At 73.3% G+C, this 12354-nt stretch carries 9 protein-coding genes and 1 pseudogene; 6 read left to right on the top strand and 4 right to left on the bottom strand.

Going from position 1 to position 12354, the window contains the following annotated elements; translation table 11 throughout:
- Positions 1–256: 256 nt before the first annotated feature.
- Together ACGFNF_RS27120 and ACGFNF_RS27115 are read left to right on the top strand one after the other, a co-directional pair.
- The gene (locus ACGFNF_RS27120; RefSeq protein WP_393171524.1) at positions 257–1183 is read left to right on the top strand and encodes an NUDIX hydrolase; all 927 of its coding nucleotides are present in this window, start codon (positions 257–259) and stop codon (positions 1181–1183) included.
- 362 nt (positions 1184–1545) lie between these two features.
- Positions 1546–2466 (top strand): CDP-alcohol phosphatidyltransferase family protein, encoded by a 921-nt coding sequence (locus ACGFNF_RS27115; protein WP_393171522.1) that lies wholly within the window; start codon positions 1546–1548, stop codon positions 2464–2466.
- Between the two features lie 66 nt (positions 2467–2532).
- On the opposite strand, the gene ACGFNF_RS27110 is transcribed toward ACGFNF_RS27115, so the two are convergent.
- From ACGFNF_RS27110 to ACGFNF_RS27100, 3 genes and pseudogenes are all read right to left on the bottom strand, one after another.
- A complete protein-coding gene (locus tag ACGFNF_RS27110) occupies positions 2533–3786 on the bottom strand; it encodes a phosphatidylserine decarboxylase (protein WP_357579175.1) in 1254 nt (417 codons plus the stop codon).
- A gap of 806 nt (positions 3787–4592) precedes the next feature.
- A pseudogene (locus ACGFNF_RS27105) lies at positions 4593–4776 on the bottom strand (hypothetical protein); the annotation flags it as partial.
- Positions 4773–6425, bottom strand: a complete 1653-nt coding sequence (locus tag ACGFNF_RS27100) for a PspC domain-containing protein (protein ID WP_357579174.1) — start codon at positions 6423–6425, stop codon at positions 4773–4775. The gene ACGFNF_RS27100 and the pseudogene ACGFNF_RS27105, both read right to left, overlap by 4 nt.
- Before the next feature lie 171 nt (positions 6426–6596).
- On the opposite strand from ACGFNF_RS27100, the gene ACGFNF_RS27095 reads away from it, so the two are divergent.
- The 3 genes from ACGFNF_RS27095 (at position 6597) to ACGFNF_RS27085 (ending at position 9899) form a co-directional block, all read left to right on the top strand.
- Positions 6597–7862 carry an ATP-binding protein gene (locus ACGFNF_RS27095; RefSeq protein ID WP_151455192.1) on the top strand — a complete coding sequence of 422 codons (1266 nt, stop codon included), beginning with the start codon at positions 6597–6599 and terminating at the stop codon, positions 7860–7862.
- Entirely contained in the window at positions 7862–8548 is a 687-nt protein-coding gene (locus ACGFNF_RS27090; RefSeq protein WP_311410756.1) for a response regulator transcription factor, read from the top strand. The genes ACGFNF_RS27095 and ACGFNF_RS27090 overlap by 1 nt, the downstream gene beginning before the upstream one ends.
- 190 nt (positions 8549–8738) lie before the next feature.
- On the top strand, positions 8739–9899 hold the full coding sequence (locus tag ACGFNF_RS27085) for a Cys-Gln thioester bond-forming surface protein (RefSeq protein WP_393171519.1): 1161 nt from the start codon (positions 8739–8741) through the stop codon (positions 9897–9899).
- A gap of 12 nt (positions 9900–9911) precedes the next feature.
- Here the strand turns inward: ACGFNF_RS27085 and ACGFNF_RS27080 are convergent, their stop codons facing one another.
- Positions 9912–10190: a PIG-L deacetylase family protein gene (locus ACGFNF_RS27080; RefSeq protein WP_393171517.1), complete on the bottom strand. Its 279-nt coding sequence runs from the start codon at positions 10188–10190 to the stop codon at positions 9912–9914.
- A 424-nt stretch (positions 10191–10614) separates the two neighbouring features.
- Between ACGFNF_RS27080 and ACGFNF_RS27075 the strand changes: the two genes are divergently transcribed.
- Positions 10615–12258 carry an ABC transporter substrate-binding protein gene (locus ACGFNF_RS27075; RefSeq protein WP_357579171.1) on the top strand — a complete coding sequence of 548 codons (1644 nt, stop codon included), beginning with the start codon at positions 10615–10617 and terminating at the stop codon, positions 12256–12258.
- The last annotated feature ends 96 nt before the right edge of the window (positions 12259–12354 follow it).

Below are 12354 nucleotides of genomic sequence, written 5' to 3'. Positions count from 1 at the left end.
ACCCGCGCCTACGCCGACCGCCGACGTACCCAAGGCAAAACCGACCGCGAAATCAAACGCTGCCTCACACGCTACGTCGCCCGAGAGCTCTACCGACGCCTCGAAACCCCACCCCAACCACTTGACGCGGCATAGGAGCGTCCGCCCCCCGCCCCTGTTCGTTGATCACGAGGTCGACCGGGCGGCACACCGCGTCCGCTGCGGCTAACCTCATGATCGACGGAACGGGTCGGCGCGGGCGGGGGAGTGCGGGCGGGTGGAACAGCGGCGACGGGTCGGCGCGTACGGCGTGTGTCGGGGCTCGGACGGGCGGGTGTTGCTGGTCCGGGGTTCCGCCTCGTGCCCGGTCCCGGGCGTCTGGCAGGTGCCCGGCGGAGGCCTCGAACACGCGGAGCACCCGGCGCACGCGGTGGTCCGCGAGTTCGCCGAGGAGACCGGCCTCGCGGTGGAGGTGACCGGGCTGCGGGCGGTGTCCGCCGACGTGACGGCCTTCCGTGCCGCCGACGTCGCGGTGCACACCGACCGCGTGGTCTTCGACGTCGTCGCGCGCGGCGGCGAACTGCGGCCGGAGCCGGCCGGCGGCACCGACGAGCTGGGCTGGTTCACGACCGACGAGGCGGCGGCGGTGCCGCTCATGCCGTTCACCGCCGAGCTGCTCGGCGTGCCCGTGTCGCCCCTGCCGTCCGATCTGCCCCGTTCGTCGGCGACCGAGCCCGCCGCCGCGCTCCCGTCCGACCGCAGGCAGCGCTTCGGGGCGTACGGCCTGGTCACCGACCCGGCCGGCCGGGTGCTGCTCACCATGATCGCCGACGGTTACCCGGGTGCCGGCCGGTGGCACCTGCCCGGCGGCGGGACCGACCACGGCGAGCAGCCGGTCGCCGCGCTGCTGCGCGAACTGGTCGAGGAGTCCGGGCAGCTCGGGCGGGTGGTCGAGCTGATCGGCGTCGACAACCTGCACAACCCGGCGGCGCTGGGCCCGGAGGGGCGCCCGCTCGACTGGCACGGCATCCGGGTGCTCTACCGGGTGGCGGTGGACGCGCCCACCGAGCCGCGGGTGACCGAGCTCGCCGGCGGCTCCACCGCCCGGGCGGGCTGGTTCACCCCGGAAGAACTCGCCGGGCTGCCGCTGAGCGGGATCGCCGCACTGGCGCTGGCCAATGCGCCTACCGATGAGCGTCCGTAACCGGACATCGGTGTCCCCGGCACCCGCTCACCGAGCCGGCAGAGACGGGGTCCGGTACATTCGATGTGGGGTTGGTGGAGGAAACGGGCGATGGAGCCCGAGATGGGAATAAGAGAGCGGTACGCGCGGTTAGACCAGATATAAGTACCGCCGGCAGCTATCGCCAACCCCCGTTCCCCTATGCGATGGTGTACTCCGCAAAACGGCTGCCGGGCCAGAAAGGTCCGGCACGAGACAGCCGGACGGCCGCCCTCGCGACGGTAAACCGATCCGGTGATGGAGGAAACGTGCCGAGAGCCCCATGGCGCCGGCGTCGTACCACTGACAGTCCGCGTCCCGCAGGGCGTCGTTGGGCGGGCCCGTTGCGCCGCAGCAGCACGCTCGCCCGGCAGGTGCTGCTGGTCCGGGTGGGGCGCCGCGACGGCGACCTGCACGCGACCAGCGACCTCTCGATGCCCGAACACCGCTACGCCGACCGGCCGCGACGCCGCTACGGACTCACCCGGGTCGAGCGCGCCGACGTCGCCTCGATCGTCCCGGTCAGCCCCGCGCTCGGCCCCACGACCCAGGTCGACGACGAGTCGGCGATGTCGATCCCGCTGCTTCCGGGCGAGCGGACGGTCGCCCGCCGGATGAAGTTCGCGGTGGTCAACGCCTGCACACTCAGCAGCCTGATGCTCGGCATGCTGGCCATCTTCCTGGCCATGCAGGGCGAGGTGCGCGTCGCCGCGCTCTGCCTGATCGCCTGCGTCGTCTTCGACGGCCTCGACGGCGCGCTCGCCCGCAAGTTCGGCGTGGCCAGCCCGTTCGGCGCGCAGATGGACTCGCTGGCCGACATGTGCTCGTTCGGGCTCGCCGCCCCCGTGGTGGTCTACGCCTCGCTGGCCGGTTCGGTCTCCACGCCGGCCGCCGCGGTGGCCTGCGCCCTCGTGGCGGCGTGCGCGGCGATCCGGCTCGCCCGGTTCAACGTCTCGCCGAAGGACGGCCGGTTCTTCTGCGGTGTCCCCACCACCATGGCCGCCGCGGTGCTCGCGCTGACCGTCGCCATCGGGCTGCCGGTGCCGGGCATCGTTCTGGTCGCCGGCGTGGCGCTGCTCGCCTTCGCCATGGTCTCCAGCTTCCCCTACGCGAAGCTGGCCCGGCTGGTGAAGCTGCCGCCGTGGCTGTGGCTGGCCCCGGTGATCGGCGCGCTGATCGACATCCGGCTCACCTTCGCGCTGATCGTGGTCGGTTACCTGGTCAGCGGCCCGGTGCTCTGGCTGCGTCAGCGCCGTACCGCCTGACACACGTACGCGAGAAGGGGCGCCGCGATCGCGCGGCGCCCCTTCTTCGTGTCGTCCGGCCGGGCCTCAGCGCCAGCGGGCGATGACGGTCGAGCCCCCGACGACCTTGTCTCCGGGGCCGACCAGCGGCTCCGCCGCGTCCGCCGGCAGGTAGACGTCGGTGCGCGAGCCGAACCGGATCAGGCCGAAGCGCTCGCCCCGGGCCAGCAGCGCGCCGATCGGCGCCCGCTGCACGATCCGCCGGGCGATCAGGCCGGTGCGCTGCGCCACGACCACCGTGCCGCGCGCGGTGTCCAGCACCGTGTACGCGGCCACGTTGTGCTCCGCCGCCGGCTTCATCGCGTTGGCGAAGCCACCGTCGGCGACGAAGTAGTCGACCACCTTGCCGGCCACCGGCGCACGGTTGACGTGCACGTCCAGCACCGACAGGAAGACCGCGATGCGCAGCCACTCGCCCTCGCCGAAGCGCTCGTCGTGCAGCCGCTGCACGGACAGCACCCGACCGTCGGCCGAGGCGACCACCGCCGAGGAGTCCTCCGGCACGTCGCGCTCCGGGTCCCGGAAGAAGGCGGCCACGGGAGCGGCGGCCAGGGCCGGGAGCAGCCAGAGCTTCGACTTCGGCCGGGTCGCCCGGGCCACCGCGGCCAGGCCCAGCGCGATGCCGGCCGCGGCCACCCCGTTGGAGTCGATGTGCATGCCACGGGTCAGCGGGACGCTGGACGGCCGGTACGCCGGGGCCAGCCGGGCCGCCGACGCGGCGTCGGCCGGGGTGTAGCGGAGCCGGTACACCCGCAGCGGCGGCGTGTTGCGCAGCACCAGGTCGACCCCGACGCCGTACAGCGCGCCCTGCCGGTCCAGCTCGGCGGCGGCGCCCGCGGTACGTCCCGGCGTCGCGGTCGTGGCCACGCTGAGCACCGCGCCGTCGGCGAGGTACTTCGTCAGGCCCTCGACGGCGGCGCGGGTCTCGTCTGCCGTGCCGGTCAGCGGCTCCGCGGCGACGACCACCGCGGCCGGCTCGGCCTCGGCGAGGGTGTCGACCACGCGGACCCGGTCGGCCACCCAGCGCCCCTGGGCGGTGACGTGCTCCCGGAGGGCCGCCGGGGAGGTCGACCCGGCGGGCACCAGGGTGAGGGTGTCGCCGGGCAGCAGCGCGTCGATCGCCGCGGTCAGCACCGCGGACTCGGGCGTCGCGCCGACCAGCAGCGCGGCCTTCGGATCGTTGATCCGGGCGAGCTCGGAGACGAGGGTACGGGCGGCTCGCTCGCCGATGCGGACCGGACCGGACCGGCCGGAGGTGCGCACGGCGGGGGACTGCGTCATGTCGGACGGACTCCTGACGGGTAGAGACGGGAATCGCGGCGGGACCGCCACGGCGGCGCGTCCGGCCGGCGCGGCGACCAGGTCGGTGCGGCGGCCAGGTCGGCGCGGGCCGGCCGGCGGAGGCGAGTTCTCCACGGCCAGCATAGGCCGCCGCCGACGACGGCCGCACCGCTGTCGTCAGCCGCGCGGGTGCTCCCCACCGGCCGGCGGCCCGTCGGTCCGCTGGAACCGGGCGTCCTCGTCGGCGGCGCGGTCCTCGACCGCCTCTGGCCGGACGTCGGTGACGGCCTCCGCCGGCCACTCGTCGGCCTCGTCCCCGGCCCGCAGGCCGCCCGTGGCCGGACGGCCCGTCGCCGGCGTCTCCGCAGTCGCCCCGCCGGTCGTCGCCCCGGTGAGGGTCGGCTCCTCCGCCGTCTGCCAGGCGGTCGTCGGCACCTGCGCCGTCTGCCCGCCGGTCGTCGACTCCTCCGCCGTCTGTCCGCCCGGCGGCCGTCCGGCCGTCGTCGGTGCGCCGGTCGTCGGCGCGGAGACGTCCCACTCGGACCGCGCGCCCCAGTCGGTCGGCTCGCCCCAGTCGGAGCGCCGGCCGCCCCACGCCGTCGGCTCGTCGGCCGGCGCGGGTCGGTCGAGGTCCCAGCGGGTCGGGTCCGTCCCGGTGGCCTGTCCGTCCGTCGCCCGGCCCGCCGGATCCGCGCCCGGCGGGGTGGAGACGGGCGCGACGGCGTCCGGGGCGACCGCGTCGGAGGCGGTGGCGCCGGTGCGGGCGGCGTCGGAGGGGGCGTCGCCGGGCGTGGGCGCGCCGCCGGACCGCCCGGAGCGCAGCGCGCCCAGCAGGCCCAGCAGGCCGATCAGGATCAGCGCGCCGGCCAGGAACCAGCCGACCGGCGGGAGGGCGAGCCCGAGCAACTGGGCGAGCAGCCACCACGCGGCGAGGCCGAGGAAGATCAGCCCGAAGGCGAAGGACACGATGTCGGTGCGGTGGGCCTTCACCGGGTCACCTCCAGGTTGCCGGCGTTGACGTGGATGTAGAGGCGCAGCGTGCCGCCGCCGGGGCCGTCCGGACCCAGGTCGGTCGTCTCCCGCAGCTCGCCCGCCAGCCCGCCGGAGTGCTTGCCGAAGACGACCGCGTCGCCGGCGTTGACGTCGGCCACCGTGGTGACGTCGACGTTCGGCGGCACCACCACCGTGCACTCGCCGAAGTTGACGGAGACGGTGATCTCGGTGTTCTTCTTGTCGAAGTCGACCGCGCGCAGGTCCAGGACCGTGTCGCCGAAGCTGTTCTCGTACCGCAGGGCGAGGTCGCGGTGGTCGGTGGGCGCCCAGGTGACGTTGCCGTCGACGCCCCGGATCCGGTCGTAGGACTCGGCCACGGTGGCCACCCCGAGCGCGGCGGCGGCCACCACGCCGAGTGCGATGAGCCAGCGGGCCCGTCCGAACCAGGTGCCGACCAGCAGGCCGAGACCGATGGTGGCCAGCGTGGCCGCGAAGTAGGCCGACGCCCCGATGTCGTAGACGTCCAGCAGGTCGACGACGGCGACCACGCCCAGGGCGAGGAAGATCAGCGAGAACGTCACCGCGCCGAGCGGGGAGCGCTCCTTCGGTCGCTTCGGCGGCTTCGGCGGCTTGCGCGGTGCGGGCGGCACGACGGTCTGCCCGGCGTACGGGCCGTGCGGGGCGAACGGGGGCCGGTAGCCCGGGGGCCGGGGCGGGGGCACCGGGTGGCCCGGTCCCGGTGCGCCCGAGGTCGCGGCGGGCCAGCCGGACGTGGGCGCCGCCGGGGGCCAGCCGACGGTCGGCGTACCCGCGGGTGGACGGGCGGGCGGGGCCGGGGCGGCCGGGGGCCAGGCGGGCAGCTCGGCGGTCGGTGGGGAGACCGGGGCGCTCCAGGCGGGCTGGGCGACGGTCGCCGGCGGGGCCGGGACCGGGCCCGTCCCCGGGGGCACGGCCACGGTCGGCGGGGCCGCGTACGCGACCGGGGCGGGATGGCCGACCGGTGGCACCGGCCCGGGCGGGGCGGTGGGCGGAACGGGCGGGACGGGGCCGGCCGGCGCGCCCTGGGCGGCCCTGTTGTCGCGGTTGAGCAGCAGCGCACCGCCGATCAGGATCGTGGCGCCGAGCAGCACCGCCCGGAACGCGTCCGTGACGATGTAGCCGAAACTGATCGCGACCAGGATGCTCAGCACGATCACCGTGACCGGGGACATGCTGGACCGGCCCCGGCCCAGCATGGACTCGACGGGAGAGGCGCTGTCCCCCTCGCCCGGGATGATCAGCCACGCGGTGACGTAGACCAGGATGCCGATGCCGCCGAAGAAGCCGAGCACCGCCAGCAGCACCCGCCAGAGGACCGGGTCGGTGTTTGTGGCCCGGCCGATGGCGGCGCAGACGCCGGCCAGGTAGCGGCCGTCGCGGGGGCGCACCAGCCCGTACCGCGAGGTGAAGCCGGCGCCGCCGAACGACGGCTGCGGTCCGGGGCCCGGCCCGGCGCCGGGCGGCGGTGGCCCACCCGGGTCCCCGGCGGGGGGCGGCGCGGCCACGGGGGGCGGCGCCGCGGAGCCGGCGGGCGGTGTCGCGGTCGGCGGTGGCCCACCCGGCTGAGCGGCCCCGGGGTCGGCGGGCTGGGCAGCTTCCTCGGTCATGCCTCGATCCTGCTGCCCCGACCCGCCGGGCGGCCTCAGGACCCGACCCTGACCCCACCCTGAGATCCCGGCGGCCCGAATGTCGGGGGCGTCCCCGTGGTCGGGCCCCGGTGCGTCGTGTGACGATCGATCCGACGCCGGAAACAGACCGTCGCCCGCTCCGTGCCCGCCGTGACCAGGGAGTCTCCGATCAGCGCCGTGACGCAGCCACCCCGCCTCTACCGCGCCCCCGAGCACCGGATGGCCGCGGGGGTGGCCGCCGGCATCGCCGACCACCTCGGCATCTCGGTGCTGCGGGTACGGGTCGCCTTCATGGTGCTGCTGGGGCTGAGCGGGCTCGGCCTGCTGCTCTACGCGGCATTCTGGGCGGTCGTGCCGCTGCGCCCGGGCGACACCGCCGTGCCCGCCCGCAGGGACGTCGCCCAGCTGCTGCCGTTCGTGGCGATCGGCCTCGGCGTGCTGCTGGTGCAGGTGATGGTCTTCGACTCGGTCGGGGCGGCGGGCACCGCCGGCTGGCTGGTCGCGATCATCGCGGTCGGCGCCGGGGTGATCTGGCACCAGTCGGCCCCGGAGCGGCGGCGGCAGTGGGGCGACTCCATGCCGGTGCCCTGGCTGGGCGCGGTGGTGGAGGAGAGCGACCGGCGGGCCTTCGTGCTCCGGTTCATCGGCGGCGGGGTGCTGGTCGCGGTGGGCATCATCGGCGTCGCCGCGGTCTACTCCCCGGCGCAGAACTTCGACGCCGTGCTCAACGGCGTGATCTTCGCCCTGGTCGGGCTCGCCGGGGTCGGCGTCGTGGCCGCGCCGGTGCTGTGGCGGACGTACAACCAGCTCCGGTCGGAGCGCGAGGGGCGCATCCGGGAGCAGGAACGGGCCGAGCTGGCCGCCATGGTGCACGACCAGGTGCTGCACACCCTGGCCCTGATCCAGCGCAACGCGAGCGACGTGAAGACCGTCCAGCGGCTCGCCCGGGGGCAGGAACGCTCGCTGCGCAACTGGCTCTACAAGCCCACCGGCTCGCCCACCGAGCGGTTCGCCGCCGCCCTGGAGCAGGCCGCCGCCGAGGTCGAGGACACGTTCGCGATCACGGTGGAGGCGGTGGTGGTCGGCGACCGGGAGACCGACGAGCGGGTCGGCGCGCTGGTGGCGGCCGCCCGCGAGGCGCTGGTGAACGCCGCCCGGCACGCCGGGGTGCAGACCGTCTCGCTCTACGCCGAGGTCGAGCCGGATCAGGTCAGCGTCTTCGTCCGGGACCGGGGGAAGGGCTTCGACCCGGATACGGTGGAGGATCACCGGCACGGGGTCCGGGGTTCGATCATCGGGCGGATGAAGCGGCACGGCGGCCGGGCGGAGATCCGCTCCGAGCCGGGGGAAGGGACCGAGGTCCGGTTGATCCTGCCGATCACCCGCGACCCGGCAACGGCGGAGAGGGACAAGTGATGACCGAGCAGTCGATGGAACCGGTCGAGGGGGCGGCTGCCCGCGCCGAGCGGCTGCGGGTCTTCCTCGTCGACGACCACGCCATGTTCCGCGCGGGGGTCCGCGCCGAGCTGGGCGCGCACGTCGAGGTGGTGGGCGAGGCGAGCACCGTCGCCGAGGCGGTCACCCGGATCGCCGCCACGCTGCCCGACGTGGTGCTGCTCGACGTGCACATGCCCGACGGCGGCGGCCGGGCGGTGCTGGAGGCGATGCGGCGTACCCACCCGCAGGTCAAGTTCCTGGCGCTGAGCGTCTCGGACGCGGCGGAGGACGTGATCGGGCTGATCCGGGCCGGCGCGCGGGGCTACGTCACGAAGACGATCTCCCCGGAGGAGCTGGCCGCCGCGGTCCGCCGGGTGGCCGACGGCGACGCCGTGTTCAGCCCCCGGCTGGCGGGGTTCGTGCTGGACGCGTTCGCGGCCCGTCCCGACGCCCCGGTGGCCGACCCGGAGCTGGACCAGCTCACCAACCGCGAGCGCGAGGTGCTGCGGCTGCTCGCCCGGGGGTACGCCTACAAGGAGATCGCCAAGGAGCTCTACATCTCCATCAAGACGGTGGAGACGCACGTGTCCAACGTGCTTCGCAAGCTCCAGATGTCCAACAGGTACGAGTTGTCCCGCTGGGCGGCCGATCGCCGGCTGGTGTGATCCAATTCTTTTCCCCGTCATATGGGACGGAAACGACGAATGCGGCCCACAGGGGCTGACAAGCGATCAACTCCCGTCACATAATGCCCCGTCGCGTTCTCGCGTGCGGGTGGTGCACATCCCGCGGGAACGGCGGCTTCACGCAACCCGCCGTGCGCGGGTCACCCCTGGGGAGAGGTGCACGAATCTGATGTTCGGACAACGAGGACGGCGCTGGGCGCGGATCGCCCTGGCGACCGTCGCCGGCGGCGCGCTGGCACTCGGCGCGGTGGCGCCGGCCGCCGCCGCCGACAAGACCGGCGTCGCCAAGTCGGTCAAGGGCAGCAACGTCACGCTCGTGCTCAACGGGCAGCCGAAGAGCACCGGTGCCCTGGCACTCAAGATCGACGGGAAGCTCGTCCCCGCCTTCTGCATCGACTACCACACCAACGTGGCGATCGACGGCAAGTACAAGGAGGGCACCTGGGACGAGTCCCAGGTGAAGAACCTCGGCAAGGTGCAGTGGGTGCTGACCCACGGCTACCCGAACGCCGACGCCGCCAAGCTGCTGGCCGCCGCCGGCGCCACCGCCCCGGCGAAGGCCGACGCCGACAAGCTGCTCTACTTCGGCACCCAGACCGCCATCTGGAACTTCAGCGACGGCGTCCAGCTGGGTGACTGGGTCGACAACCCCAAGCTGCTCGGCAAGAAGCAGTACGACGTGGTCAAGAAGGTCCACGACTACCTGGTCGCCAACGCCACCGACCAGCCCGAGCCGAAGGCCGAGCTGAGCGTCGACCCGGCCAGCGCCAAGGCCACCGTGGGCGAGAAGGCCGGCCCGTTCACCGTCAAGGGCCCGGCGGGCGAGATCACCGTCGCGGTCGACGGCGGCTCGGCGGTCGACGCCGAGGGCAAGCCGGTCACCAAGACCACCAACGGCGGCCAGTTCTGGCTGGCCGCGGACGGCGCCGGCGAGGTGAAGGTGACCGTTTCCGCCCAGGACTCGGTCTCCTTCGGCCGGGTGTTCCTCTTCACCGGCCAGCGCGCCGCGCAGAAGCTGATCCTCGGTGGCAGCACCGGCGCCACCGTGAGCGCCAAGGCCGAGGCCGCGTTCGCCGCCGCCCCGGCCGAGTCGCCGTCGCCGAGCGCGCCGGCGGAGTCGCCGTCGCCCAGCGCCCCGGCGGAGTCCCCGTCGCCGAGCGCCCCGGTCGACAGCCCGGCCCCGTCGACCTCGCCCGCGAGCAGCGGCGGTGACCTGCCGCTGACCGGTTCCCCGATCGCCGCCGCGATCGCCGCCGGCGTGGCGCTGCTGGCCGCCGGCGCGGTCGCCGTGCTGCTGTTCCGCCGTCGCAAGCTGCGCTTCACCGCCTGATCGACGCCCGCTTCACCGGCCCCGGCCCCGGTACCGCCCCGCGCGGTGCCGGGGCCGGAGTCGTTCGTCCCCCCGGGCCGGCTCACCTCGGCGCGCGGGTGCCTCCGCACTCTCCGCACTCTCCGGAGTCGTCCGGGTGACGAGCAGGTACGAGCAGTCGACACCCTCCGCCGCCCAGGTGGGGATGGTGCCCGCACAGCCGAAGCCGGCATCGTCCGGATGGGCAAAAACGGCCAACGCCCGGCCGACGTCGGACAGCGCCGGAGGGGACGCGGGGAAGCTCACAGCCATCGACCCCGCACCGGGGGGCGGACCCCCTCTGAACCGTGTCTTTCCTGCTCAGAGCGGTACGACCCGCGTACATCATGATCTTTTTTCGGGTATCGGCAACGTGGCGACCAACTAACGGCTTGATAACGGCACCTTCACGGAACGGGCCGGTGGGTGTCACAGTGGCAGCACCTCACCCCTCATGTGAGGCACTCCGTACGGCCTGACGACCATGGACCCGCCTGTTGACGGTGCTCCGTGGTGGTCTCGTGTGCGCGGTGCCGAGCGCGACGGGCGAGGTGGCCCGGCGGATCGGTACATCAATCTTGTCCCGAATTCACTGCGGTGAAACCGGCTCCCGCACTGCGGGCGCCGGACGTGTCACCCCCCATACGTGCGTGAAACCCACGACGGATCCAGGTTCAGAAAGAGGAGGCCCCTCGGAATGAGAGTCTCGAAGCGGGCAAGTAGCGCGGTCGCGCTGGGCGCGGCGTTCGCGCTCGTCGCGTCCGGCTGCTCGAGCAGCGACAGCGACGGTGGCGACGCCGGCGCCAGCAGCGACGGCGCGATCACCATCGACGGCACTCAGCCGGAGGTCGGCCTGGTCCCGTCGAACACCACCGAGACCGGTGGTGGGGCGATCATCGACTGGATCTGGACCGGTCTGGTCGAGTACCCGAACGACGGCAGCGCGCCGCGCAACGCGGTCGCCGAGTCGATCGAGACGTCCGACTCCAAGGTCTACACGATCAAGATCAAGAAGGACACGAAGTTCCACGACGGCACCGTCGTCAAGGCCAAGAACTTCGTGGACGCCTGGAACTGGGGCGCCTACTCGCCCAACGGCGCGCAGAACGGCAGCTTCTTCGCCGACATCCAGGGCTTCGACCAGGTCCACACCGAGGACCCGGACGGCGCCGAGGGCCCGAAGAAGGCCCCCGAGCCCGCCGCCAAGGAGATGTCCGGCCTGAAGGTCGTCGACGACTGGACCTTCGAGGTCACCCTGGCCGCGCCGACCGCGGTGTTCCCGACCAAGCTCGGCTACAGCACCTTCATGCCGCTGCCGGACGCGTTCTTCACCGGGGGCGCCGAGGCGTTCGGCAAGAAGCCGATCGGCAACGGCCCGATCAAGTTCGTGTCGTGGGAAGACGACGTCCAGATCAAGCTGACGCGCTTCGATGAGTACTCCTTGAACGACAAGATGAAGATCAAGGACGTCAACATCAAGCTGTACCAGGACGACACGGCGGCCTACAACGACCTGCTCGCCGGCAACCTGGACTTCCAGCAGCAGGTTCCGGTCTCCGCCATCGCGGGCGACAAGTGGAAGAACGACCTGGGCGACCGGGCGATCTCCTCCACCACCCCGTCGACCGGCATCATCGCCTTCCCGATCTACGACAAGCGCTTCCAGAACCCGAAGCTGCGTCGCGCGATCTCGCTGTCGATCAACCGCCAGGAGATCAGCGACAAGATCTTCTTCGGTTCGCGCAAGCCGGCCGACAGCTGGGCCAACCCGCTGACCCCGGGCGCCAAGGCCGGCAACTGCACCGCCTGCCAGTTCAACGTCGACGAGGCCAAGAAGCTCCTCGCCGAGGCCGGTGGCTTCACCGGTGAGCTGGTCATGTTCTACAACGCCGACGCCAGCCACAAGGAGTGGATGGAGGCCGTCGCGCAGCAGGTCAAGACGAACCTCGGCATCAACGCTCGCGCCGAGGGCGTGCCGACCTTCGCGGTGTTCCGCCAGAACATCAACGCCGGCAAGATGACCGGCATGTACCGCGCCGGCTGGCAGCAGGACTACCCGGACGTGGAGAACTGGGTCGGCCCGCTCTACGTGACCGGCGGTTCCTCGAACGACGGCAAGTACAGCAACCCGCAGGTCGACGCGCTGGCCAAGGAAGCCGCCTCCGCGCCGAGCCTGGAGGCGTCGCACGCCAAGTACGCCGAGGCTGTCGCCCTCATCGACCAGGACGTCCCCTCGATCCCGGTCTACTTCGGTGGCCAGCAGTCCGGTCACTCGGAGAAGATCAAGAAGATCGAGCTCTCCAACGTCGGTGAACTCGACCTCACCTCGGTCGAGCTCTGATCCGAACGGTCTGACCCCGGGTCGGGGGGGGGGGGGGGGGGGGGCCGGCCCCCCCCGCCGGGCCGCCGGGGGGGGGGGCGCCCCGCCCCCCCCCCG

The sequence above is a fragment of the Micromonospora sp. NPDC048868 genome (genome assembly GCF_043198195.1).
Classification (GTDB): domain Bacteria; phylum Actinomycetota; class Actinomycetes; order Mycobacteriales; family Micromonosporaceae; genus Micromonospora; species Micromonospora reichwaldensis.
Note: the sequence above shows the minus strand (reverse complement) of the source record. Positions and strands in the feature narration are given on the sequence as shown.

Excerpts from the sequence above, each read along its gene's own strand:
- ACGFNF_RS27110 (WP_357579175.1), bottom strand. The coding sequence starts at position 3,786 with ATGACGCAGTCCCCCGCCGTGCGCACCTCCGGCCGGTCCGGTCCGGTC.
- ACGFNF_RS27100 (WP_357579174.1), bottom strand. The coding sequence starts at position 6,425 with ATGACCGAGGAAGCTGCCCAGCCCGCCGACCCCGGGGCCGCTCAGCCG.
- ACGFNF_RS27090 (WP_311410756.1), top strand. The coding sequence starts at position 7,862 with ATGACCGAGCAGTCGATGGAACCGGTCGAGGGGGCGGCTGCCCGCGCC.
- ACGFNF_RS27085 (WP_393171519.1), top strand. The coding sequence starts at position 8,739 with ATGTTCGGACAACGAGGACGGCGCTGGGCGCGGATCGCCCTGGCGACC.
- ACGFNF_RS27080 (WP_393171517.1), bottom strand. The coding sequence starts at position 10,190 with ATGGCTGTGAGCTTCCCCGCGTCCCCTCCGGCGCTGTCCGACGTCGGC.
- ACGFNF_RS27075 (WP_357579171.1), top strand. The coding sequence starts at position 10,615 with ATGAGAGTCTCGAAGCGGGCAAGTAGCGCGGTCGCGCTGGGCGCGGCG.